Here is a 24,538-nt window from a genome sequence, read left to right on the forward strand (position 1 = left end):
AGGCTGATTTGGCGAGACGCTGTGATGGACCTTACAGGTCTTCTCTTATTCTGTGTTTAAACCCTGGATCATTTGGATAAGAACATTTTAGATGGCTGCAAAAAAAATGACCCCCAAAGTCAGGAAAAATTGTACAGACAATTTTACCCGGCCATGTTTGCATTGTGTAAATGCTTTTTTTCCGACAACCACGATATTCTTACCGCTGTAAATAATGGCATGTTAAAGGTGTTCAGGAACATTCATCAATACGACCCGGCCAAAGGCGAGCTGTTCAACTGGGCCTATACTACCGTTCGCCATGCGGCCCTCACGCTGATCAGGGATAAAAAAACAAAACTCACTTTTGAGTTGAATGAAAATAACGGCGATGCCGTTATTAATAACCCCTTCAAACAGTTGGAGTGGAAAGATATTTATTATTATCTTGATCTGTTACCGGCCAATACCAGGTACGTATGCAGCCTGTATTACCTGGAAGGGTTCTCAATAAAAGAAATCGTTAATCTGATCGAGATGAAAGAAGGCACCGTGAAGTGGCATTTGAATGAATGCAGGACCAGGCTGAAAATAATTTTTGAACAGCATTCCGCTAGAAACAGAAACATTGGATAAAAAAAAGGTACATATTAATGTGGCAAACGATAAGGGGTATCCTGAGCCGGACGTACCGGTACAGGAGGCCTGGGAAAGTATGCAACAATTGCTGGTGCAAACACCCGCTGCAACAGTTGCCGCATCCGGTTTCAAAAATTGGTTGAGGAAGGGATGGGGTAAAATTATGATTGGAACTGCAATAGCAGCCACCGTTTCCCTGATCGCGTATGTTGTAATAAATAAGGAAACTGTTAAAAGGGACAGCCTTCCCGCAACCGATACGGTACACAATAGTGCCCCGGTACCTGACACGCTTATGCCGGCTGCAAAAGAAAAACGCATCTCTTTTGAATTTAGTAATACTCCTTTTAAACAAGTGGCTGCTTACATGGAAAAAGAGTTTGGGATACAGATCATGTTGAAAGGCAATATTGGTAATTGTAATATCACTACCCGGTTCGATAATAATTCATTAAAAGAAATGCTCGATGTAATGGCCTATACCCTTGCATTTGAGTATATAATTGATGAGGATAAAAAGCAAGTCACAATATCAGGAAATGGATGTAATTAAAAAATGCATTTCAGGGTTGTTTATTTTATTCCTGTTTACGGCCCCCGGAAACTGTTTGGCACAGCAAAAACCCGTTGCTTCCGGTAACCAGCAGCCACAATTTTATTTTGATAAACCCATCACACTCGACTCGCTTACCAAATTTGTGCACAGCCACAGCAGCATCCGTTTTTCCTTTAACTCTTCGAAGGTAAAGGGCGATAAAATGATCAACCTGAAAAAGGGTACGTATTCAATTGGGCTGTTGTTACAGGAAATTCGGAAAAACACTTCTCTGTATTACACCAGGTACAATGGGTATGTTATTTTTCAGGATAACCCGCCCAAAAAAAGACCAACTACCGCCAAAGCTACTCCCCGTAAAAAAAATAACCTCAGTCATCATACACCTATAAAGAAGGGACTAAAGCCCGTTTCACCACCAGGCAGGGACACTACAAAAATAGCAACACATACAACCCCGGATACCTTGAGCCGCGCTGTTGTCGTTAGTACCCCAGCTGTAAATCCCGATACGACGAATATCACGCACCGGTCAAAAGATACCACCGCCGCCAATTTATTGTTAACCACCATGGCCGGCAGTAACCCCGATAAAGATTATATTGATGTAGTTACAAGTACCAGCGGACAAATACAAACTGGAAAACCTGCTGCACCGGTATATAAAGATAGTACGGGCCGCCCCTGGTTAAAAGACACCATGCAGGCCAAAACAACGGTGATCCGTGCGGATGTCAGCAAAAAAGATGGCCGTACCGTTGCTCAACCAGCGCGCAGGGAAAAAGAAGAGGAGGATAACAGGAATGTATTTCGCACCTGGCACTGGCAATATGGGTTGCATTGGAAAGCGGCTGTCCCCATCAATGGGTTTGATTATTATTTCACCGGGCCCAATAACCGCAGTCAGCCCTATAACCTGTTGATCCCAGGCATCTGGTTGAGCCGGCACAATGAGCACCATGAGATCCTACTACTGGTAAAACCCGCTGAATGGACGTCCTATAACAACAATGTAATTAAGGTAGATAGCACTGTAAAACGAGTGGCAGTTGATTCTGTAACGTCGGTCAATGTTTGGACGCGCCATACTACCAGCTTTATAAAGTCGGGCGGTATTTATGCCGGTCTGCAATACAATCTCCACATTAATGAAAGCTTTGTCATAGGCGCCGGCATCGGGTATCAAACGCTGGGGCAAACCCTGGCACTTAAGCAATCAAAACTGGCGGTAGATACGGCAAAGAATAAAACGCCCATTCCCGACACCTTATTCACGGTAAAGGGCGACTCCCTGACCAAAAGATATTTGAACTCCTCGTTGATAATGGCCAAATTTGAAGTGGCTTATAAATTAGGCCCGTTCGACCTGGGCGCCGCGGTGGTGGTACCGTTTACCAGCGCGTTCACCAGTAACAGCAAGGAACAAAAGCGGCCCTTGAATGTTCAGTTATTTGTGCGGTGGCGTCTAAAAAGGACCGAAGAAGAGTAGGGTAGTGAATATCGTTCCACGCCTGATTAAAACAAATAGCATCTAAACCGATATAGTAACCGCATGCCTCTACGAAGCTGACGAGTTCGGCTATATTCTCACTTCAGTCTGCAAAATATTTTATCTAACGTTATAGCAAATGTGATGTTGCTGGTATACAAAGCAACATAACGCCAGTGTACAACGCAACTGTTTGAATTGCTTGTTATTGTCTCCTGTCTTGTGCCAGAATCTTGCTGGGTTTAAACACATCGTTGTTCGGGATCTCTTTTGGTCTTCCCTGGGGAAACACCGGGTTTTCATTGGGAAAAGCCGAACGTGACCCTAACAATATACAGGGCAGACCTATCGCAGAGCTGAAGAAAATGCCGGGCAGACAGCCTTTATCATGCACCCAACCCGCACTGAAAGTGGGGGTTCAGTGCCAGTTTAGTGCGGGTTCAGTGCGGGTTTGAATAGGGAAATGGCCTGTTTTAGTATATCTGGAGAGAATCTGACTAGAATCTGATTAGAAATACGCTACGATGTGCATAGGCATAAGTACGGCTTTCTACTGACCGAACTCCATGCTGGCATACGGTTTTCAGGGATTAATACAGCGTGAAAAATTTAAAGGAATGAATACACCATCATCTGAAAAACAGGTAGTTGCCATCCGCTATATTGTTAATGACATGGAGGCAGCTGTTGCTTTTTATACAGGTATGCTTGGTTTTGAAGTGCAAATGCATGTAAAAGATGCATTTGCCAGTTTAACAATGGGCGATCTGCAATTGTTTATTAATCAACCCGGGGCGGGTGGGGCAGGGCAGGCCATGCCTGATGGAACTATTCCAGCACCTGGTGGCTGGAACCGTTTTCAAATACAGGTGAAGAATCTGGATTCAGTGTATGAAAAATTAAAAGAAAAAGGCGCCAGATTCCGCAACCAGATAGTGACCGGTGTTGGCGGCAAGCAGGTATTGCTGGAAGATCCTTCCGGTAACCTCATTGAATTATTTCAGCCCGCTCCCCGGCAGGAAACCTCTTATAAATATAAATAGTAATTTTTATGGAAAGCCTGAATACAAATGACCCGTTAGCGCATACCGCCAATATTAAAAATGAGTTCAGGATACTGATAGATCATTTACGGGATGATGTTATCAAAGTCAATGACCCCGCAGCCAAAGCGCTTTTTGAAACCTCCGCCGAAGTGCTCACCGGGCTTGAAAAGGCATTCAGCGATTATGAAAGTAAAAATGAACCGGCCTGGAGGAATGAATAAAAGAAAGCCAGGTAGTACAGCCTGGTGGAAAGTGAGTCATTTTTTGATATTTTTGTTCTTGTATCGGAACAAACAGTCATATAGATATAGTTGGATAGTAGCGCCTTACATAATGATAGAGAGATCTTTAAACGCATAGCCCGGGGCGATGCGCAGGCATTTGCCGAGTTCTACGACGCCTATGCGGTTAAGCTCGCCCTCTATGTATCGCGTTTTTTGGGTTCAGAACTATGGGCGGAAGAAATTGTGCACGACACATTTTTAAAACTATGGTCCATTCGTGAAACGCTTACCACGGTGGAAACCCCGGCTGCCTTTGTTTACCGGATGATCGCCAACCGCGCAAAAGACCACCTGAAACACCAGGAACATGAAGTAAAACTGCAACAACACCTGGTGCGCCATTTACAACACGCCAATACCACCCAGGACCTGCTGGATTATCAAAGAGGTGAAAAACTATACCGCCTGGCCATTCAACAGTTGCCAGCGCAACGAGCGTTAGTTTTTAAAATGCGCCATGAGCAGGGAATGAGTTACGATGAAATTGCCCGCGAGCTGGAATTGAGCCGTCACACCGTCCGCAATTTGCTAAACCTGGCGCTAAAGGATATCCGCCACTATTTGTTACAGCATGGCGATATTGCTGGTGCTGTGGCGCTTATCTGCTTTTTAAAATAATTCTTAAATAATTATTAAATCATTTGGTACTTCCTTGCCAGCCAGTCGTCATTATCTTCGGATGGTTGTAGGGACAATCATTTTTTCATATGGCGACAGATAATCAACATATCATTTATTTATTAGAAAGGTATTCGAGCGGACAGGCAACCTCCAGTGAGGTTGACCGGTTGCTTACGCTGTTGCGCACCAACCACTATGATGAAACGGTTGTTTCATTTATTGAAGAACAGTTAGGAACGTTTGAACCCGATAATGCAGAAGATATTGCTTTTTGGAAAAAACGGTTGAAAGGAGGGGCTCAGCAGATCACTGGGGTTACCGTTAATGAAACGGGCGCCGCTGTTGTTGAAATTCCTGAGTATGCCCGGCCAGTCCATCGCGTACATTTTTTACGCAAATGGGGTTGGGCAGCTGCATCCATTATCCTTGCGTTGAGCCTTGGCGTTTACCTCCTTACAACAAAAACGACAAAAACGCTGCCACCTTCCAATGTTGTACAGGCTGCTGATATAGCACCCGGGAAAAACGGCGCAGTACTTATACTGGCCGATGGTTCGCGCGTGGTATTAGACAGCCTGGGCAACGGTGTGGTTGCCACTCAAAATGGCGCCCAGGTAGTGCTGAAGGGTGGGGCGCTGGCTTATAAAGCCAGCGACGCTTCTACTGGTGAAGTAGCGTACAATACCATGAGCACGCCCAAAGGGCGCCAGTTTCAGGTTACTTTGCCCGATGGCACCAAAGTATGGTTGAACGCCGCCAGCTCCTTACGCTATCCCACGGTGTTTACCGGCACAGAACGTAAGGTAACTGTAACCGGCGAAGCCTATTTTGAAGTAGCACACCATGCGCGTTTGCCATTCGTAGTGAATGTGAATGATAATGAAGAAGTAACAGTATTAGGTACTCACTTTAATATCAATGCCTATGAGAACGAGAAAGCGATTCATACCACGTTGTTGGAAGGGAGTGTGAAAGTGCGATCCGCCTACGCCAAGGCTTCGGCGGACAAGCCAGTTGTATTGAAACCTGGTGAACAGGCCATTGGTGCGGTAAACTCACCATTCACCATTGACCACTCACCTGACCTGGACAAAGTAATGTCATGGAAGAACGGACAGTTTAATTTTGAAGGCGCTTCGCTGGGCGAGATCATGCGGCAGTTGGAGCGCTGGTACGATATAGAAGTAATTTATGAGAAAGGCATTCCGGGCGTTGAGTTTGAAGGAAAAATGACGAGAGACGTTCCCTTAGGCGACCTATTGGCTATGTTAGAAAGATCAGATATACATTTTAGAGTAGAAGGCAGGAAGCTTATCGTTCTTCCCTGAAGATAAACCAGACCAGGACCACCCCTTATCCGCATTTACCAAACCATCTTATCATTATGTACGATGCCATAATGGCCCGTAGAAGACCCTACGTTGCCAAACGGGATTGTATTGATCATACTGAACATAGCCAGGCGTGTTGAATAACTGCCTGACAAAATAAATGGATCCAGCTTTGAAAAAAACAAACCGGAAGTGTTCGCTGCACCTCCGGTGTTGCCCGCCGAAACTTTAGCGTAGGCGGGCCATGTTGAGGTTGCATCCAATGTGTAGTTATCATCATTTTTTAACAACCAAAACTGTTCACAATTTATGCAAAAAACTGCTGATTGTGGCCGGTCCATTCCGCTTGCAACCGCCCGGAAGCTGGCATACGCCGCCTTTCGGGTTGGTAAGCGGGAGAGACGCCACAAGTTCGCCCAAATTATGCTGGTTATGAGATTGACCGTACTATTACTAACTGCTGCTTTGGTTCAGGTTCATGCTACTGGTCTGGCCCAAAGTGTTACACTCACCGGTAAGGCCCAAACCCTGAAACAGGTGTTTGCGGCCATTGAAAAACAAACAGGCTATGTTGTTTTTAGCAAGAAGGGTACCCTGGCCGAGATGAAACCGGTAACCTATGATGTACAGAATATGCCCTTGCGCGATTTTCTGGATGTAGTGCTGAAAGGACAACCCGTGCAATACGTGATCTCCGGAAAAACTATTATGCTTACCCGCAAAGTGATGCCGCCTGCGCCACCAACACCTGTACGGGAAGAGCCGGTGGCTGCGCCAGCCGTAGTGCGCCTAATCATTAATGGACAGGTTACTGATAGTGCCGGTAAACCGCTGTCAAACGCTTCAGTAAGCATAAAAGGCAAACCAAGCAAGGGTTCAGCCATTACCGACATCCAGGGACGCTTCAGGGTGTCTGCAGAACCGGGTGATGTAATTGTAGTAACTTATGTAGGGTATGCTACTGCTACCTATAAGGTGAAAAGCGATACAGAATCTATTGTTGTCTCCCTCAAACGGGAGGTGGCCGTTCAGGAAGATATCGTAATAACAGGGATCTTCAACAAGCCCAAAGAAAGTTACACGGGCGCTACCCGCGTTATTTCTGAAAAAGAGATCAAGGAATTCCAGGGCCGTAACATCTTTGTTACCCTGGGTAATATCGATCCTTCTTTTAATGTAGTTACCAATAATAATATCGGTTCAAACCCCAATACGGTACCCGAAATACAATTGCGTGGTACCCGTAACCTGCCCAACATCGATCAGTTTGCAGCCGGTGGGCCAACTACACAGATCGCACGGGACCAGCAGTTCCAGTACCAGTCGGCCACATTGAATGCACCCCTGATCATCATGGATGGTTTCCCCATCACCATGCAGCGGATGATGGACCTGAACGTAAATGAAATTCAAAATGTAACGCTGCTGAAAGACGGTTCTGCTACTGCGTTATATGGTTCACAGGGCGCCAATGGCGTAATTGTGATCACCACCAAACAACCACAGGCCGGTAAGCTACGGCTAACCTACAGAGGCGGCGCTAACCTCAGTTTTCCTGATCTGAGCAGTTACCACCTGTTGAATGCCCGGGATAAGCTGGCATTGGAAAAAGCGTCGGGGTATTATTCCATTCCTACCCAGGGCCCTGATGTTAACCTGAAGCTGGAAAAGTATTACAACGATATTCTGGCATTGGTGGATGGTGGTCAGCATACCGACTGGCTGCGCAAACCCCTGCGTACCCAGGTTGATCAAAACCATTCCCTGCGTATGGAAGGGGGCGATGCCTCTTTTCGCTATGCGCTGGAAGGTCAGTATAACCTGATAAACGGGGTGATGAAGGACAGTAAACGCGAAACGGCGAATGGTTCGGTCACTATTTCCTATCGCCTCAATAAAGTGAACTTCAGCAATAACCTGCGCATTGGCAGCACAAAAGGCAACGAAAGCCCCTGGGGCACCTTCGGTGACTATGCAAAGCTCAATCCATACTGGAGCCCCTACGATGCCAATGGGAATATTGTACAATTCTTTAAACCTTATTTGAACGAATACTGGTCGCAGGCAAATCCGCAGTATCCCTACGCAAACCCCATGTACGATGCTACATTGAATACTTTCAATAAAACATCGTACACCAACATAATTGAAAACTTCCAGGTAGATTACCGCCCGGTAAATCACCTTGCTTTGAATGGTGGCATTAGCATCACAAGCAACCAAAGCACAGGCGATGATTTTAAACCGGCCTCGCACTCTAAATTCTCGCAAGACAATTCTATTGATATCCTGCGTAAAGGAAGTTATGTATACAATTCCGGAAAAGATTTCAATTTCACCGGCCGCCTGCAAGCCCTTTATAACAACACGTTTGCAGGGGTACATAATGTATCAATAGGGGTGAGTGGAGATCTTAATGAAGTGAAAAGCACGAACTATACTATTGCTGCAGAAGGTTTCCCCGATGAAACGATCGACTTCTTTGGCCGGGCGCTGCAATATCAGGCGGGTGGCAAACCAGCCGGATCAGAGGCAACAACCCGCCGGGTAGGTTTTGTTAGCTCGGCGAATTACAGTTACGACGATCGTTATTTTGTTGACCTTACCTATCGCGTCGACGGCGCTTCTCAGTTTGGGACCGATAAACGCTTTGCCCCTTTTTATGCAGTTGGCGGTGGCTGGAACCTGCACCATGAAAGATTTTTAAAAGACCTTCCCTATTTAGATCGCCTGAAGTTGCGTGGTTCTTTTGGGGTTACCGGTAACCAGGCATTTTCAGCGTATCAGCCCCTGGCCACTTATTCTTACATTGTTACCGACCGGTATAAGAACTGGATCGGCGCCAATCAAACCAACCTGGGTAACCCAAACCTGCAATGGCAGCAAACCGATAAAATGGACCTGGGGCTTGAAACCCAATTGTTCCATGACCGCGTTTTCATTCAGTTTGATTATTATAAAGAAAGGACCTCGAACCTGCTTTCTTCCATCGAGCTGCCTTATTCCAATGGCTTTACCGATTATGTAGAGAACATTGGTACGTTGGAACAAAAAGGATATGAAGTAACAGCCCGTGTTACCATCCTGCGCAACAATCGTAACCGGATGTTGTGGTCAATAACCGGAAATATTGCACATAATGAAGACAAGATCGTGAAGCTGTCGGAAGCCCTGAAAGCAGCCAATGAAAAACTGGGGTTGCAATATGACTATGACACCAATTTGCCGAACAGGATCATTCGTGAAGGCGCCTCGCAGAACACGATCTATGTAGTTCCTTCACTGGGTATTGACCCCAGCACAGGTAAAGAATTGTATTTGACCAAAACCGGAGAGCCGAGTTACACCTGGAATGCGGTTGACCGGATTGCGGCAGGCGTATCGATACCTAAATACCGCGGTAATTTTAGTACCCTTTTCCGATATGGTGGCTTTACCCTGAATGCTTCTTTTAGTTATCGTTTTGGCGGAAAGATCTACAACCAGACACTGATTGATAAAGTAGAAAATGCCAACAGGTGGTTTAATGTGGATGAACGTGTGTTCAAAGACCGCTGGCAAAAACCGGGCGATCATGTAGCGTTCCGTGGACTGAAGGAAACCTCAGAAATATATCCTTCCTCCCGCTTCGTACAGAATGAGTCTGCCTTCACCTGCCAGAACGTAAACCTGTCGTATGATGTGCTGAATAACAAACTGCTGAATAAAATGCGGCTGAAAGCACTGAACGTTTCGGTTAATTCGGGTGAAGTGTTCTACTTGTCAACTGTACGCCAGGAGCGTGGGCTCGACTATCCGTTCACCCGTCAGATAGGTTTTTACGTGTATGCCACCTTTTAATTGAAAAGCACATGAACAAATTAACAACCACTCTACTAATAGCCGGCACTTTGGTTTTTACAGGCTGTAAAAAATGGCTCGATGTAACACCGGAAGGCCTTACCACCAAAGATGAAATGTTCGAAAGCCAGAAAGGTTTTCGCGATGCCCTTACCGGGGCTTATATTGATTTGAAAAGCTCCGATGCTTATGGCGGCGCCATGACATGGGGGGCCGTTGAATTTCTAGCCCGCAACTGGGATGTAAGCTCTCCCGATCGTACCGATCTAAATGCCCTGGTAAATGCCAATTATCTTGATGCCGGCGCAAAAAAAACGATTGACGCCATCTACGCAAAAGAATACAAAGTAGTGGCCGATGTAAACAGCATCCTGGGGAATATAGATGCGAAAAAAGGTCTGTTCCAGGATAACAATTATGCGCTGATAAAAGGCGAAGCGTTAACTCTTCGTGCTTTTGCGCATTTTGATGTATTACGTATGTTCGGTCCCATGCCCGATAGCGTTAACACCACACCCATACTGCCCTATGTAACGGAAGTATCGAAAGACATCGTTCCGCTTTCCGGTTACGATGACTTTGCCAAACAGATCCTGGCCGATCTCGATCAGGCGGAATTGTCGCTGAAAGACGTGGACCCCATTACTCAATTTTCATTGAGCGAATTGAACCCATTAGTTACCAGTGTAAATAATGTTCCGGTAGTAAGTGACGACTATTATATGTACCGCCAGGTACGCATGAACTATTATGCGGTACTGGCGCTCAAAGCCCGGGTAAACAACTGGCTGAAAACCCGTGGTGATAGTTACCGGGCAAACGCAGTCAAATATGCGCAGATGGTTATAGATGCCAAAGATCACCTGGGCGCCCCTACATACAAGCTGGGCGAGCGGAAAGATGTAGTAAATGGCGATGCTACCTTCACCTCAGAGCATATTGCCGCTGTTATTTACAATAACCTAAATGACGTGGTGACAAAGACCTTTGGCGAAACCGGAACGCTGGTCCGTTATGATTTAAGTATTTCAGATGGATTTTACTACCTCAACAACCTGTTCCCCGTAACTGAAAGAACAACCGATGCCCGGTTTGTGGGTATGTGGCAATACAAAATAACCCCTGGCCAGGGCCAGTATATTATGTACAAAAAGTACATTCAGCGCGAACCATATCCCAATAACCAGATCCCATTGCTTCGCCTGAGCGAAATGTACCTTATATTAACCGAATGCGCGTTAACCAAGGCTGACGCAGAGAACTCCTATCGTATTTATTGTGATAAAAAAGGTATTCCCTTCGCAACAGGTTTCAGTGCCTCAGGTTGGGAAGCAGACCGCAGAAATAAAATGATCAGGGAATATGTACGCGAATTTTATGCAGAAGGGCAAACCTTCTTCACGTACAAACGCTACAACGTAACTACCCTGCCTGTAAACTGGATGGTTTCTCAATACCTGGGAAGTCCCAAAAGGTACATCGTGCCCAAACCCGATCGTGAAATTAATTATCATAACAAGTAGTGACCACTATCATGAAAAAATATTACTGCATTATAGTTTTACTGCTGGCCATTGCTGCAGGTTGCAAAAAAGCAGCATACCTTATGTATAACAATGGCTCCCGGATACAATTAGCCGACACCGCTACGCTTAATTACACCTTTATATATAAGGACCTTGCGGTGACCAGGGATACCGTTTATGTTAAACTGATCACAATGGGTGATATTAAAGATTATAGCAGAACGGTAACCATGGAGCAAATAGACGAATTTGACACTACCTATACACGCGACCCGTTTACAGGTAAAAATACCGATTCGTCGTGGAAGCCAAAACCATACAAAGCGGTACCCGGTAAGCATTATGTTGCATTTACTGATCCGGGCGTGCAAAGTTTGCTATTTGTGTCGGCAGATAGCCCTGCCACGCGGCTGCCCATTATATTATTGCGTGATACCAGCCTGAGAAGCAATACCTACCGGTTGCGCATCCGGCTTACGCCCAACGACGAATTTGGATTGGGCGAAAGGAAAGCCATTGAAAAAACCATTATGTTCAGTGACAAGCTGGAACGCTTTGAGTCGTGGAAAGTTGATAATACTACCGCCGCTGCTTATTTAACTTTTGGAAAGTACAGTACCGGTAAACACCAGTTCATGATCGATGTGTTGAAAGTGAAGATCGATGAGGCCTGGTACCAGGCTGCTCTGAAAGCGCAGGCAACACAACACTACAAGAACGTGTTAAGGGATGCCCTGACGGCGTTTAATGCAGATCCGGCCAATATCGCCTCCGGCAAAGCGCCGGTACATGAAACAAGCGATCCCACAAGCCCGCTCATTACCTTTCCAAATTAATCATCAACAAGTACAAGAAAAATGAAAAAAATATATCTCCTTACAACCGGTTTATTGGTTTTACTGGCAGCCGCCTGTAATAAAGACGACAGTACCCTGGCCAGTAGCCTCCCGGTAGCGGAATTATCGGTAAAAGCCGGTTTAAAGGATACCTTTAATGTATACACGTACAAAGATACCTTAAGGATAACACCGGAGGTGACGAATGAAAATGATTTCGATTTTTACTGGACACTTTTTTCCACCGACTTTGCTGCGGTAAATAGCCTGGGATTGGTTAAACCCGATACGGTGGGCCGTACGAAAAATCTGAATTATGTGGTGTTAAAAGACCCCGGGACCTATTATCTGGTGTTCAATGCAAAAGATAAAACTACTGGCATTGTACGACAAAAGAATATGGTGGCGAATTTTTCCACGCTCAACATGACCGGATGGTACCTGGTAAAAGACAATGGCGGTAAAACCGACATGGACTTCATTTATCCTACCGGCCGCATCGACAACTGGATCGCTACTTACAACAATGGTAAAAACCTGGATGGCGATGCGGTGAAAGCAATTTTTGTTCCGTCGTTCAAGTCATCACTTACTACGCAGGCCACGTTTCCCGCATTCATGGTGGCTTCAAAAAATGATGCGGCTATTTACCGGGTCGACAATGGCGCCCAGTTCATGAACTTCGACAATATGTTCTTTTCAAAACCGGCCACCCGTAAACCACAGGGTATCTTTCAACCAATCACTACCAATTTTTTGGGATTTATCAACGACGGCAAGGCATATGCTATGTATAAGGGTACCCTGTTTGCCAATATGCCATTGACACTTAATAACATTTCCTATAACAACCTGTCGCCCATGACTGCAGTAGCTGCCATGGACCTGGGTTGGGACCCGGTAAGGAAAAGTGTTTTTCTCTATAACGGTCAGACTTACCAGGAATTGAAAGTGAACTCCACCAATTTAGCTGGCAAGCTGCTGAACACAAATGCCAACCTGCAATGGATGACCGGTTATCCCGGTGGTCGCAGCGTGGCAATGGTACTACTTCGAAATCCACAGGACACCGGTTATCTGTATAAGTTGAATGCTTCATTTGGTCCGCTCTTTACAGGCAGTGGTGTATTGATCATGAACGCTGATACCCTGAAACCACAACACAGTTTAATGAATGCGAGCGTTATTGGCGGCAACTACGACGTAGATCTTATTTATTATGCTACTAATGGTAAGATCTATATGACAGATGTGGCCAGTGCAACGGAAACGTACCTGTTTGATGTGCCTGTTGGTGAAACCGTAACTGCCATCCAACATATCAGATACCCCGAGCCGGTTGGTACACCGGTACCACCTGCTACTGTAAATTATATCGCTATTGCTACCTCTACCGGAAGCCGGTATAAAGTATACCTGCATACCATTAGTGGTACAGGTACCCTTTCTCCGGCGCCTGTAAAATTTGAGGGCGATGGCCGCGTTACCGGGGTGATGTATATGGAACAGGGGAAAGGTACCCGCATCTTCTAAACTAACAGTGCCACGGTTTAAACCGTGGCACTAAAACAAAAACTACATGAAGCTTTTTTTTCTTTCAACGGTGGCTTGCTGTCTGTTTACAGGCAAGCTGCTTGCACAGGATTCTGCGCTGCTGGCAAAACAGCAAACCGAATGGAAGCAGGCGTTGGCTGAAGCTGATAAAAAACTGGAAGACTGCCAAAATCTGTACTACGATGCGCAGAAGCAAAAAATGAAGTACGATACCATCGGATTGGCCCAATGGCGTTATGAAATGAAAGGGCTCAAAGATTACCGCCGCCAGCAGGAAATTGCTTTCATCAAAGCACACCCCAATTACCAGGTGAGTGCGGAAGCTTTGAAAGATGCTTTAGGTTATTTGCCTGACGACATTCGTATTTATGACAAGCTCTTCAAGGGACTAAGCAAAGAAGTGCAAAAGAGTAAAGAAGGGATCTTGTTAAAGAAGTCCATCGATGGATTTATGGCTGTGCGCATAGGCGCCGTAGCGCCGCTGTTTAGTTCGCCCGATACGGCTGGTGTTTCCATCAACCTGAAAGACTTCAGGGGGAAATATGTACTGCTCGATTTCTGGGCCAGCTGGTGTATACCCTGCCGGGAAGAAAACCCGAGTGTATTGAAAGCGTATCAGCAATTCAGGGATAAAAACTTTACCGTATTGGGCGTATCGCTCGATCAGAGTAACAAACGTGCTGCCTGGATAAAAGCCATCAATGATGATGGCCTGGTTTGGAACCATGTGTCGGACCTGACGTACTGGAACAATGCCGTGGCAAAATTATACAGCATCCGTTCCATTCCCCAGAACTTTTTGATAGATCCCAATGGGAAAATTGTAGCCGCCAACCTGAGAGGGGAGGAGTTGTTCAACAAATTACAGGAATTGATCCTTCATTAATAACAGATATGTATAAATCGAAATTTATTCCCATCATTTTTTTGATGGGCGTGCCCCTGTTTTCTTTGGCGCAGAAAAAAAGCGCTGCTGCACCGGCAGTAGCCGTGAAAGACACTATTCCCAAAGTTGATTCTGCAAAGAATACACCACCCGGCGCACCTAAGCGCTATGAAGACGTGATCACAAAAAAAGCGATCACCAGGAACGGGATGTTCCGCGTGCACCAGATCGACGAAACGTATTTCTTTGAAATACCCGACAGCCTGCTGAACCGCGACATCCTGGTAGTGAACCGTGTGTCAAAAGCACCCGCTGGTTTAAGGCCCTATACCGCCATATTTGCCGGCGATGAGATCAACGAGAATGTGATCCGCTTTGAGTTGGGGCCCTTCAACCGTATCTTTATGAAACGGATGGTGTTCCGCGATAAAAGCGATGACAGTACTGAGAACGGGTTATACCGTGCTGTCGTTAACTCCAGCCTGCAACCTATTGTAGCCACCTTTCCCATAAAAGCATTTGGTGGCGACAAAGGCCCCGGAAAAACTTATGTGCTTGACGTAACTTCTTTTCTTCAAACAGAAAATGAGATCGTTCACTTTGGACCTGAAGCAAGACTCGGACTTAAATTAGGCGCGGTGCAAACCGATAGATCGTATGTGTCTGGCTTAAACGCCTTTCCCATTAACGTAGAAGTAAAGATGGTTCGCACATACATGCCCGCCGGGCCCGGGTCTACATTGCCCACTACGTATGAGTTGAACAGCTCACTGGTGTTATTGCCCAAAGTACCCATGAAACCCCGTTATTATGATCCCCGGGTCGGTTTCTTCGCACGCGGTGTAATTGATTTTGATGCAGCACCACAACGTGTAGAAAACCGGTACTTTATTACCCGCTGGCGCCTGGAACCCAAACCCGAAGACCGCGACAAGTATTTACATGGTGAATTGGTTGAACCCCAGCACCCGATCATTTATTATATAGATCCCGCAACGCCTAAAAAATGGGTGCCCTATTTAATAGCCGGGGTGAACGACTGGCAAAAAGCATTTGAACAGGCCGGGTTTAAAAATGCCATCAGAGCTTTGCCCGCACCCGTGAACGACAGCACCTGGAGCATTGACGATGCGCGGCACAATGTGATCGTTTACAAACCATCTTCCATTGCCAATGCAAGCGGTCCGCATGTACACGATCCCCGAAGTGGTGAGATCATAGAAACGCACATCAACTGGTATCATAATATCATGTCGCTCGTGCATGACTGGTACATGGTACAGGCCGGCGCCATTGACCCCCGCGCACGTAAAATGGAATTTGACGATGAGTTGATGGGGCAGTTGATCCGTTTTGTGTCGAGCCACGAAGTAGGACATACGCTTGGTCTCATGCACAACTTCGGTTCCAGTTCTACCGTGCCGGTAGAAAAGCTGCGTGATAAAAAATGGGTGGAGGCAAATGGTCATACACCTTCCATTATGGACTACGCCCGCTTCAATTATGTAGCGCAACCAGAAGACAGCCTAACAGAGAAAGGTATCTTCCCCCGCATAGGCGCCTATGATAAATGGGCCATTCAATTTGGCTACCGCTGGCTGCCCCAATTCGATAACGCCGAAGCGGAAACACCGTACCTGAACAAACTGGTCATCGATAGTTTGAACCATAACAAGCAGTTGTTCTATGGTTATGAAGTTAACGCCAATGACCCCCGCTCACAAAGCGAAGACCTGGGTGATGATGCTATCTTGGCCAGCACCTATGGATTGAAGAACCTGCAACGGATCTTACCTAAACTCAGCGCCTGGACGCGTAAGCCCAATGAAGGCTATGATGCGCTGCAGGCAGTAAATGATGCGCTTTTCCGTCAGTACAACACTTATATGATGCATGTGTTAAAGAGCATTGGCGGACGTTTTACCACACCAAAAAGCGTAGAGCAAAGCGGGCCTGTTTTTGAGCTCGTACCTTACAGCAGGCAAAAAGCAGCTATGAAGTTCCTGGATACTTACCTGTTCCATGTACCTGACTGGCTGGCAAACGATACTACTTTTAAGCTCACGGGGTACAGTGCTGAAGTTTATTTCGGTACAGCGCAATCCAATGCGCTTGGCCGTTTGCTGGGATCAGGTATCCTGAATGGTTTGGTGAAGAACGAAGTGGATTACAAGAATGAAAAAGTGTATACCGTTACCGAGTTCCTGAACGACCTGAAGAAAAGCATCTGGGGCGAGCTATACACCAACAAACCGATCGATATCAATCGCCGCAACCTGCAACGCACGTATGTTGATCTCTCATTCAATGCCTTCAGGGCCGTTAATGAAATTGTAGGCCGCAATAATGGCAACGGGACGCAGATCTATGTAAATCCCGATCCAACAAGAAATGATGTTTCCGGTGTGGTGCGCGCGCATTTACATGAATTGCGCAATGATATCAAAAAAGCCATTCCTTTTCAACAGGGGATTGCCAAAGCGCATTTGGAAGATCTTGTAGCCCGCATTGACAGGGTATTTAAGGGCGTGGAAATGCCGAAATAATGCTTTCGTCACAATAAATAAAGTATAGCCAGAATTACAAAGCGCCCCGACTCTAATGTTGGGGCTTTTTTATTCAATTCTGTACACAAACTGTCCGTTTTCGTACACCGGCATATTTTACAGAACTTTGCCTATGGAATAGAGCAGAATATCTTCCCATATCTCATGGTACTGGCGGCAGTCGCAGCCCTGGCGTTTGGCCTCATCAGTGTGCATTGTGCCAGGACCGCCGTGGCTAATCCGGTCGGAGCTTTACGTAGTGAGTAATATGGAGAAAAACTTTTGCGGAGATCCCGCTGAAAGCGGGATCAAGAGTTTAAGGACTGAATAAGCCTGTTATAAAAGATCAGGGTTTTGTTGGGGTTCGAACCGGTAATACCGCTGAAAGAACAGGATGATTGCCAGGATGAAGAACAGGAGAGACAGTGCATATAACTGCCTTACCACCATGGCAATGATAACGGCAAAGAACAGCTGTGCCACGTTTACGAGGTAATTTTTCAGATTGAGGTAATTGTACAGCTGAAGACTGTTGAGCAGCAACAATATCCCAAACCCAAAGAAGATAAAGAATCCTGCTTCGGAGTATGTTAGGCAGTCTGGGGTGCGTGCGGCGAGGGTAATTATTTCAGGAATAAACAAACAAAAATAAAACAGACAGTATTGAACGAATCGCCGGCCAATAGAAACAGGCAGACTGCGATAAAATGACAATCCGGTGTTTTCCATTTCCTTTAACCGGTGGACCAGGATGCCATGTCCCAGCATGCCCGCACTAAAGAAAAGCGCCATCATGCGAATGTCGGAGGAGCGGGCGGGGTCGCGGCCAGCTAACAACAGGTACAACGTTAGACAGTTATACAATTTAGTGACCAGGAATAATACTTTCCCCTTTTCCAACACATAGCGCAACAAAAAGCTAACGTAGTATTGGCGCTTCAGCAATGGCGGCCACTTCCATTTTATTACAAAGGGAAACGACCCTTGTTGCTGAAAAAGATATAAATAGCATCCTGCGCTTGTAGTGCATACGATCACATTGAACAGCAAGGCCAGGGAGGCAGCCACATACCAGTGTTCATGATAACCGATACCCAGTACAACCACGAGGTACGACAACACCGGTAAAAAGAGTATCAGCTGCACCTGTAGTAATAAGAGATATAACTTCCGCTTATTTACCAACGACAATTGGTATAAATAAGTGAACGCCGGCTTTTGCAGGGTACTTGCAACAAACTGTGCGCATTTGATGGCATAGATAAGCCACCCTCCACATACCGCCAACAAAAACGAGGTATCGGTAAGCATACCCCTGATCAGTGAGTAATGATATTCCAGCAGGCCCACCCCGTTGGCCCTGCCTACTGCCAGGGTCATTATATAATATACAAAACAAAGCAGGGCCGCATTCTGCCGATAAAACGGTGTTACGAGTGACTTAAATAATAATGACCGTTGGATGTTCATGGGATAGGCTGTATGGTATTGTCTGTAATGGTGAAGTTTTTGTCAATAGAAAGCGCGGCTGATAAAAATGGCTGGTGCGAACTGAAGATAAAACTGGTGCCATATTGTTGGCGGTATTCGTTTATCAGCTCAGGCAGGGCATGAACGGCTTCTGTATCGAGGGTAGCCAGGGGTTCGTCGAGCAGGATCCATGCCGGATTGCCAATAAACGCCAGCAGCAATGACAATCGTTTTGCCATTCCACTTGAATAAGTGCCGATAGGGTTTTCGAGCTGTGCGTGCAGGCCTGAGAATGCAATAAGCCGGTCTGTTTGTTGTTGGGACGCTTTCCTTATATCCTGGTAAAACAACACCAGGTCGCGGCCAGTGATGTAGGAGGGGTATACTGGTTCGGCCTCAGCAAAACTGATCAGTTTTCTATATTCAACGCCATTCTTTTTTAAACTGAGCTGGTTAATATGGGCGTCGCCGACAAATGGGATCATGCCGGCGAGGATCTTCAGAAAGGTGGTTTTACCAGAGCCGTTCAGCCCATAGATCCAGTAAATGCCCTTGTCGAGCTTTAATTCCGGAATATATAAGATCAAGTTATCGTGGTAGTACTTCTGAACCTGATGTAAATGGATCATGGGATACTGTTTTCTGCCTATTAGTAGCCCAGGCCCCGATAATGTTTCAAATAAAACGACATAAACTTTAACACTGGACAAGCTCTTATAGGCCTTATCGGCACTCCGACGAGTCGGAGCGCCATTTTTATTTAGTTAAACCAGACCTGTCAGGTCTGTTCATCAGGTTGATTCGGCAAATTCAAAAGGCAGACCTTACAGGTCTTTTATCTGAGCGCTATAATTCATAACAGGCACTCCGACGAGTCGGAGCGCCATTTTTATTTAGTTAAACCAGACCTGTCAGGGCTGTTCATCAGGTTGATTCGGCAAATTCAAAAGGCAGACCTTACAGGTCTTTTACCTGAGCGCTATAATTCTTAACAGGCACTCCGACGAGTCGGAGCGCCATTATTATTTAGTTAAACCAGACCTGTCAGGTCTGTTCATCAGGTTGATTCGGCAAATTCAAAAGGCAGACCTTACAGGTCTTTTACCTGAGCGCTATAATTCATAACAGGCACTCCGACGAGTCGGCGTGCCATTATTATTTAGTTAAACCAGACCTGTCAGGTCTGGTCATCAGGTTGATTCGGCAAATTCAAAAGGCAGACCTTACAGGTCTTTTACCTGAACGCTATAATGCAAAATAGGCACTCCGACGAGTCGGCGTGCCATTTTTATTTAGCTAAACCAGAATCTGTCAGGTCTGTTCCAGGTTTATTTCGTTAGAAGCCCAATTTGCTTCCCAGGTCACCCAGTATATTGCTGCCGCCAGCATTTCCGGAATCGCCGCTGGTGCCTAATAAAGAATCGATCTGGCCGCCGAATTGCGGGAACTTTTGTTTTACAAAATTAGCCACTACGTCTACAACCTGTTGCGCCTGTTCCGCAGGTACGCCTGTTTTCTCAACTATTTGCTTAATTAACTCGCTCATGATATTTCGGTTTTATATAATACTGCAAATGTAGGGTCTGCACGTGGATTTGGGTATTTTTCCTGCAATGTCCAGGGCTCTTTGTATATTGGCGGCCATGTATTCCCGTATTATTACCACCTTCCCCATACTCTCTGGACGAATGGGTATGCTTTTTTACCGGGAAGATCTAGTACTTTACTATAAACTACAAACATGAGAATATTTGCTTTCTTATTGCTTAGTACAATTCTATTGTATTCCTGCCAGTCATCCACCGAAAAGCCTTCCTTCGCAGCTACCAGCTATTTCAATACTGGTGATACCGGCGTGCGGATGGCGGGCATAAAAATGGTCCCGATACAAACACCTGTGGGTACTTTCAAAGTGTGGACCAAACGTTTTGGTAACAATCCCACTATAAAAGTATTGCTGTTGCATGGTGGGCCAGCTGCCGGACATGAATATATGGAATGTTTTGAAAGCTTTTTCCCCGAGCAGGGCATCGAGTTTTATGAATATGATCAATTAGGTTCTTCGTATGCTGATCAACCCACCGACAGCAGCTTATGGACAACCGAACGTTTTGTTGAAGAAGTAGAACAGGTACGTAAAGCATTGAACCTCGATAAAAGCAATTTTTATTTGTTAGGTCATTCCTGGGGCGGCATCCTGGCCCTGGAGTATGCACTGAAATACCAGGACAACCTGAAAGGACTGATCATTAGTAATATGATGGCAAGCGCTCCGGATTATGGTAAATATGCCGACAGTGTGCTGGCCAAACAAATGGACCCCAAAGTACTGGACACGATTCATCAACTGGAGAAGCGTGGTGCAACCAGCGATCCCAAATACATGGAACTGCTGACGACCCATTATTATAATCAGCATATCTGCCGCCTGGCGGAATGGCCTGAGCCGGTTAATCGTGCATTCAAACACCTGAACGGTGTTATTTACACCATGATGCAGGGCCCTTCTGAATTTGGGATCAGCGGCCGCCTGGCCAACTGGGATCGCAAAGCCGATCTGCCAAAGATCAAAGTACCTACTTTAACAATTGGCGGTCAATTTGATACCATGGACCCTGAACATATGAAGTGGATAAGCACTCAGGTGCAAAAAGGTTCTTACCTGTATTGCCCCAAGGGCAGCCATATGAGTATGTGGGACGATCAACAAACTTACATGAATGGCCTGATCAAATTTATCAGGGACGTGGATGGTGGGAAGTAGGATGAACTTTCCATAAATCTTAGTTAAATCAACGTGTATCCTTGTTTCCTGGCTGGGACTCAGATAACTTAAAGGTTATTTGTTTAAAGTGATTGCCCATGAGGAAAATAGTTACACTGTTCAAAATAACATTCTTCAGTTTATTGGTAGTTGGCTTTGGTGTTACTCAGTACTGCTGGTTGAAGTCGATACAAAAAGATAAATTGGAGCAATGCGAAACGAATATTGTTAGCGGTATTAATAACGCAGCGGTGGCAATGCCTGTAAACGAGGCCGGATATACCTTAAAGGAAAACACACTTACGGCCCTTTTACATCAGTCGTTTGCCGCCAGGAATTTGGGTGATATCCATTTTGAATATTCAATTGTAAAAGGAAGCAATCGGTTATCAACAAAGGGTTTTGATCAAACGCAACTCAACAATTCCCGTGATAAAGTTTGGTATTACCAGTTCCAGGACAATGGAATAAGCGGTGGCTATTCGGGTGATCAATTGATTGTAGTTATTAAGTCCTGGGAAAAAATAGCATTGAAAGGAATGGGCTGGTTGATTGCGGCCTCTCTGCTGCTTACTACATTGCTTTTGATCGTATTTTGTTATGGCTTCCTGATGATGGGCCGAAAACAACAACTGTTGTATGATAACAGAACAACTATCATTAAAGATATGTTGCAACAATTGGAGACCCCGCTCAGTACCGTATCGGTAGCAGTAGAAGCACTGCGCAATGATGGCGTAATGCACGACTCAAAAAAAATAAATTATTACCAACAGATCATTAACGAAGAAAATAAGCGCATGAATGAGCAGGTGAATAAATTATTGCGAGACCTTGTATGAGCCCGGAATTAAAAATATCGATCGATCAGTTGTACGATGGGAATCGACGGTTATTGATGAGAGAAAGATAGCCAATATAAACTAAATCTCAATTACTGTTCAAGTTCATTCAAGTGCGTCCAAAACAAAAAAGCTTCCGGTCTCTAATAGAGCCGGAAGCTTTTTTAATATAATGAAGCGCTGGAGACTATTCAAGCTTTCCTTCCAGCGCTAGGAAGAACGCATACTGCCAGGCTTTGTCTTTCAGGTAATCGAAACGGCCCGAAGCGCCGCCATGGCCTACATCCATATTGATCTTGAACAGGAGTTTATTGTTACTGGTATTGAGTTCACGCAACCTGGCTACCCATTTGGCTGGTTCAAAATACTGTACCTGCGAATCGTGCAGACCTGTTGTTATCAGCATATTGGGATATGCTTTCTTTTCTACATTATCGTAAGGCGAATAGGATCTCATGTAAAAATATTCTGCGCTGTCTGCCGGGTTGCCCCATTCTTTGTACTCGCCGGTTGTGAGCGGGATGCTGGGATCTGACATGGTAGTGAGCACATCTACAAAAGGAACATCTGCCACTACGCCGTGCCAAAGGTCGGGACGGAAATTGACAATACCACCCATCAGCAAACCGCCGGCGCTGCCACCATTGGCGTACAGGTGTGCAGTACTGGTATATTGTTCTTTGATCAGGTATTCACCGCAATCTATAAAATCGTAAAAAGTATTTTTCTTGTTAAAGAGGTGGCCCTGGTCGTACCACTGCCGGCCCATTTCCTGACCACCGCGGACATGCGCAATGGCATATACAAAACCGCGGTCGAGCAGGCTGATGATATTACTGTTAAAGCCGGGTGCAACGCTGTAGCCATAAGAGCCATACGCGTATAATAATAAAGGATTGCTGCCATCTTTCTTTAATCCTTTTTTATACACCAATGATAAGGGTACTTTTGCGCCATCCCGGGCGGTAGCCCATAAGCGCTCCGCTGTATAGTCTTCCTGTTTGAACCCACCCAGCACTTCCTGTTGTTTCTTCAATTCCCGTTGTTGTGTATCCATGTTAAAATCATAGATAGAACGGGGCGTGGTCATAGACGTATAGGAAAAGCGCAGGATATTGGTATTATAATCGGGGTTTACATTTTGGAAAGCCGCAAATACAGTTTCCGAAAAAGGGATGTAATAATCTTTGTGATCGGTTTGGTTTATTACACGCAACTGGTTCAGGGCGTCTTTCATTTCACTCAACACCAGGTGGTTTTTAAATACTACCATGCCGGAGATATATACATCTTTCCGGTGCGGGAGCACCTCCTTCCAGTTTTCTTTTGCGGTTGATGCTTCCGGTGTTTCCATCAGTCGGAAGTTTGGCGCCTCCCAGTCGGTCAGGACATAGAACTTGTTGTTGAAGTGTTCAATGCTGTATTGAAAGTTCTCTTTCCGGGGCTCAAAGATGGTGAATTCGCCGGCAGGATGGTTGGCCTCGAGCAAGCGAAATTCGGAAGATACCTGATTCATGTTGGAGTAGATGCCAACATATTTCTTTGATTTGGTGCGGTACACGCCAATGTAATAGCGATTGTCTTTTTCCTCGAATACCAGCACATCTTTGGCTGGATCGGTCCCCAGTTCATGTCGCCACACCTGGTAGCCCAGTAAAGTGGTAATGTCTTTTTTTACGTAGAAAATAGTTTTATTATCAGCTGCCCAGGCAATATCATTATCCTCCACATTGGTAATGGTTTCGGGATAAATAACGCCGGTTACCAGGTTTTTTATCTGCAGACCATAGAGCCTTCTGCTTACAGAATCAACCGTAAAGGCCAACAGTTCGTTGTTATCGCTTACTGCGGTGCCGCCGATGGAATAATATTTAAACCCTTCTGCCATTTTATTCTGGTCGAGCATGATCTCCTCAGGTGCGTCGAGCGTTTCTTTTTTACGGCAGAAAATGGGGTATTGTTTGCCTTCCTCATAACGGCTGTAATACCAGTAGCCATTATCTTTATAAGGTACCGACTCGTCTTTTTCCTTGATGCGGCTTTTCATTTCAGTATATAACTTCTCCCGCAGGTTGCTGGTACCGCTCATCATGGTGTCGAGATAAGTATTTTCAGCTTTCAGGTAGTCGAGCACCTTTTGGTCTTCACGCTGGTTCAACCAGTAATATTCATCAATGCGTTTATCACCATGGGCAATAAATTCCTTTGGTTCTTTGCCTGCTATTGGAGGCTTCACATCGGCCGGCCATTTATATTCATTCATAGTAGAAGATGATTGGTTACAGGCTGCAATGGATGCAGCAGTGAGCAATATAAGTATATTTCTCAT

The 24,538-nt window shown here is 45.6% G+C and carries 19 protein-coding genes; 15 read left to right on the forward strand and 4 right to left on the reverse strand.

The genetic code is table 11. The features are described 5' to 3' along the window. The first annotated feature begins 72 nt into the window (after positions 1-72). The 13 genes from J7I42_RS22045 to J7I42_RS22105 all read left to right on the forward strand — a co-directional run bounded on the left by J7I42_RS22045 (position 73) and on the right by J7I42_RS22105 (position 17,133). Positions 73-615, forward strand: coding sequence for an RNA polymerase sigma factor (locus J7I42_RS22045; protein WP_209141042.1), 543 nt, complete (start codon positions 73-75; stop codon positions 613-615). Further along, positions 608-1,171 (forward strand): DUF4974 domain-containing protein, encoded by a 564-nt coding sequence (locus J7I42_RS22050; protein WP_209141043.1) that lies wholly within the window; start codon positions 608-610, stop codon positions 1,169-1,171. The genes J7I42_RS22045 and J7I42_RS22050 overlap by 8 nt, the downstream gene beginning before the upstream one ends. Further along, on the forward strand, positions 1,158-2,663 hold the full coding sequence (locus J7I42_RS22055; RefSeq protein ID WP_209141044.1) for a hypothetical protein: 1,506 nt from the start codon (positions 1,158-1,160) through the stop codon (positions 2,661-2,663). The genes J7I42_RS22050 and J7I42_RS22055 overlap by 14 nt, the downstream gene beginning before the upstream one ends. Before the next feature lie 617 nt (positions 2,664-3,280). Then, positions 3,281-3,706, forward strand: a complete 426-nt coding sequence (locus J7I42_RS22060) for a VOC family protein (protein WP_209141045.1) — start codon at positions 3,281-3,283, stop codon at positions 3,704-3,706. Positions 3,707-3,714: 8 nt separating this feature from the next. After that, complete coding sequence (locus J7I42_RS22065; RefSeq protein WP_209141046.1) at positions 3,715-3,930, forward strand: hypothetical protein; 216 nt, start codon at positions 3,715-3,717, stop codon at positions 3,928-3,930. Positions 3,931-4,020: 90 nt separating this feature from the next. Beyond that, positions 4,021-4,611: an RNA polymerase sigma-70 factor gene (locus J7I42_RS22070; RefSeq protein WP_209141047.1), complete on the forward strand. Its 591-nt coding sequence runs from the start codon at positions 4,021-4,023 to the stop codon at positions 4,609-4,611. Between the two features lie 89 nt (positions 4,612-4,700). Then, positions 4,701-5,942, forward strand: coding sequence for a FecR family protein (locus J7I42_RS22075; protein ID WP_209141048.1), 1,242 nt, complete (start codon positions 4,701-4,703; stop codon positions 5,940-5,942). 312 nt (positions 5,943-6,254) lie between these two features. Next, the gene (locus J7I42_RS22080; RefSeq protein ID WP_209141049.1) at positions 6,255-9,785 is read left to right on the forward strand and encodes a SusC/RagA family TonB-linked outer membrane protein; all 3,531 of its coding nucleotides are present in this window, start codon (positions 6,255-6,257) and stop codon (positions 9,783-9,785) included. An 11-nt stretch (positions 9,786-9,796) separates the two neighbouring features. Next, positions 9,797-11,308 (forward strand): RagB/SusD family nutrient uptake outer membrane protein, encoded by a 1,512-nt coding sequence (locus tag J7I42_RS22085; protein ID WP_209141050.1) that lies wholly within the window; start codon positions 9,797-9,799, stop codon positions 11,306-11,308. 11 nt (positions 11,309-11,319) lie between these two features. Continuing rightward, positions 11,320-12,147: a DUF4843 domain-containing protein gene (locus J7I42_RS22090; RefSeq protein WP_209141051.1), complete on the forward strand. Its 828-nt coding sequence runs from the start codon at positions 11,320-11,322 to the stop codon at positions 12,145-12,147. 21 nt (positions 12,148-12,168) lie between these two features. Next, the gene (locus tag J7I42_RS22095; RefSeq protein ID WP_209141052.1) at positions 12,169-13,680 is read left to right on the forward strand and encodes a PKD-like family lipoprotein; all 1,512 of its coding nucleotides are present in this window, start codon (positions 12,169-12,171) and stop codon (positions 13,678-13,680) included. Positions 13,681-13,726: 46 nt separating this feature from the next. Continuing rightward, positions 13,727-14,587 (forward strand): peroxiredoxin family protein, encoded by an 861-nt coding sequence (locus J7I42_RS22100; RefSeq protein ID WP_209141053.1) that lies wholly within the window; start codon positions 13,727-13,729, stop codon positions 14,585-14,587. Between the two features lie 8 nt (positions 14,588-14,595). Beyond that, positions 14,596-17,133 (forward strand): zinc-dependent metalloprotease, encoded by a 2,538-nt coding sequence (locus J7I42_RS22105; RefSeq protein WP_209141054.1) that lies wholly within the window; start codon positions 14,596-14,598, stop codon positions 17,131-17,133. A gap of 336 nt (positions 17,134-17,469) precedes the next feature. On the opposite strand, the gene J7I42_RS22110 is transcribed toward J7I42_RS22105, so the two are convergent. The 3 genes from J7I42_RS22110 to J7I42_RS22120 form a co-directional block, all read right to left on the reverse strand. Next, the gene (locus J7I42_RS22110; protein WP_209141055.1) at positions 17,470-18,603 is read right to left on the reverse strand and encodes a hypothetical protein; all 1,134 of its coding nucleotides are present in this window, start codon (positions 18,601-18,603) and stop codon (positions 17,470-17,472) included. Next, positions 18,600-19,232 carry an ABC transporter ATP-binding protein gene (locus J7I42_RS22115; protein WP_209141056.1) on the reverse strand — a complete coding sequence of 211 codons (633 nt, stop codon included), beginning with the start codon at positions 19,230-19,232 and terminating at the stop codon, positions 18,600-18,602. Before J7I42_RS22115 ends, J7I42_RS22110 begins: the two co-directional genes overlap by 4 nt. 707 nt (positions 19,233-19,939) lie before the next feature. After that, positions 19,940-20,149 (reverse strand): HU family DNA-binding protein, encoded by a 210-nt coding sequence (locus tag J7I42_RS22120; RefSeq protein WP_209141057.1) that lies wholly within the window; start codon positions 20,147-20,149, stop codon positions 19,940-19,942. A 195-nt stretch (positions 20,150-20,344) separates the two neighbouring features. Here J7I42_RS22120 and J7I42_RS22125 point away from each other — a divergent pair, with 195 nt between their 5' ends. Together J7I42_RS22125 and J7I42_RS22130 are read left to right on the forward strand one after the other, a co-directional pair. After that, the gene (locus J7I42_RS22125) at positions 20,345-21,367 is read left to right on the forward strand and encodes a proline iminopeptidase-family hydrolase (RefSeq protein ID WP_236065551.1); all 1,023 of its coding nucleotides are present in this window, start codon (positions 20,345-20,347) and stop codon (positions 21,365-21,367) included. Between the two features lie 98 nt (positions 21,368-21,465). Beyond that, positions 21,466-22,209 carry a histidine kinase dimerization/phospho-acceptor domain-containing protein gene (locus tag J7I42_RS22130; protein ID WP_209141058.1) on the forward strand — a complete coding sequence of 248 codons (744 nt, stop codon included), beginning with the start codon at positions 21,466-21,468 and terminating at the stop codon, positions 22,207-22,209. A 187-nt stretch (positions 22,210-22,396) separates the two neighbouring features. Here the strand turns inward: J7I42_RS22130 and J7I42_RS22135 are convergent, their stop codons facing one another. Beyond that, complete coding sequence (locus J7I42_RS22135; RefSeq protein ID WP_209141059.1) at positions 22,397-24,538, reverse strand: S9 family peptidase; 2,142 nt, start codon at positions 24,536-24,538, stop codon at positions 22,397-22,399.

The sequence above is a fragment of the Niastella soli genome, from assembly GCF_017742245.1.
Classification (GTDB): domain Bacteria; phylum Bacteroidota; class Bacteroidia; order Chitinophagales; family Chitinophagaceae; genus Niastella; species Niastella soli.

What these genes read in the sequence shown, in the direction of transcription:
- J7I42_RS22065 (WP_209141046.1), top strand. Translation starts at nt 3,715, where the DNA reads ATGGAAAGCCTGAATACAAATGACCCGTTAGCGCATACCGCCAATATT.
- J7I42_RS22095 (WP_209141052.1), top strand. Translation starts at nt 12,169, where the DNA reads ATGAAAAAAATATATCTCCTTACAACCGGTTTATTGGTTTTACTGGCA.
- J7I42_RS22110 (WP_209141055.1), bottom strand. Translation starts at nt 18,603, where the DNA reads ATGAACATCCAACGGTCATTATTATTTAAGTCACTCGTAACACCGTTT.
- J7I42_RS22125 (WP_236065551.1), top strand. Translation starts at nt 20,345, where the DNA reads ATGAGAATATTTGCTTTCTTATTGCTTAGTACAATTCTATTGTATTCC.
- J7I42_RS22060 (WP_209141045.1), top strand. Translation starts at nt 3,281, where the DNA reads ATGAATACACCATCATCTGAAAAACAGGTAGTTGCCATCCGCTATATT.
- J7I42_RS22120 (WP_209141057.1), bottom strand. Translation starts at nt 20,149, where the DNA reads ATGAGCGAGTTAATTAAGCAAATAGTTGAGAAAACAGGCGTACCTGCG.
- J7I42_RS22085 (WP_209141050.1), top strand. Translation starts at nt 9,797, where the DNA reads ATGAACAAATTAACAACCACTCTACTAATAGCCGGCACTTTGGTTTTT.
- J7I42_RS22090 (WP_209141051.1), top strand. Translation starts at nt 11,320, where the DNA reads ATGAAAAAATATTACTGCATTATAGTTTTACTGCTGGCCATTGCTGCA.
- J7I42_RS22115 (WP_209141056.1), bottom strand. Translation starts at nt 19,232, where the DNA reads ATGATCCATTTACATCAGGTTCAGAAGTACTACCACGATAACTTGATC.
- J7I42_RS22055 (WP_209141044.1), top strand. Translation starts at nt 1,158, where the DNA reads ATGGATGTAATTAAAAAATGCATTTCAGGGTTGTTTATTTTATTCCTG.
- J7I42_RS22075 (WP_209141048.1), top strand. Translation starts at nt 4,701, where the DNA reads ATGGCGACAGATAATCAACATATCATTTATTTATTAGAAAGGTATTCG.
- J7I42_RS22105 (WP_209141054.1), top strand. Translation starts at nt 14,596, where the DNA reads ATGTATAAATCGAAATTTATTCCCATCATTTTTTTGATGGGCGTGCCC.
- J7I42_RS22130 (WP_209141058.1), top strand. Translation starts at nt 21,466, where the DNA reads ATGAGGAAAATAGTTACACTGTTCAAAATAACATTCTTCAGTTTATTG.
- J7I42_RS22135 (WP_209141059.1), bottom strand. Translation starts at nt 24,538, where the DNA reads ATGAGAAATATACTTATATTGCTCACTGCTGCATCCATTGCAGCCTGT.
- J7I42_RS22100 (WP_209141053.1), top strand. Translation starts at nt 13,727, where the DNA reads ATGAAGCTTTTTTTTCTTTCAACGGTGGCTTGCTGTCTGTTTACAGGC.
- J7I42_RS22080 (WP_209141049.1), top strand. Translation starts at nt 6,255, where the DNA reads ATGCAAAAAACTGCTGATTGTGGCCGGTCCATTCCGCTTGCAACCGCC.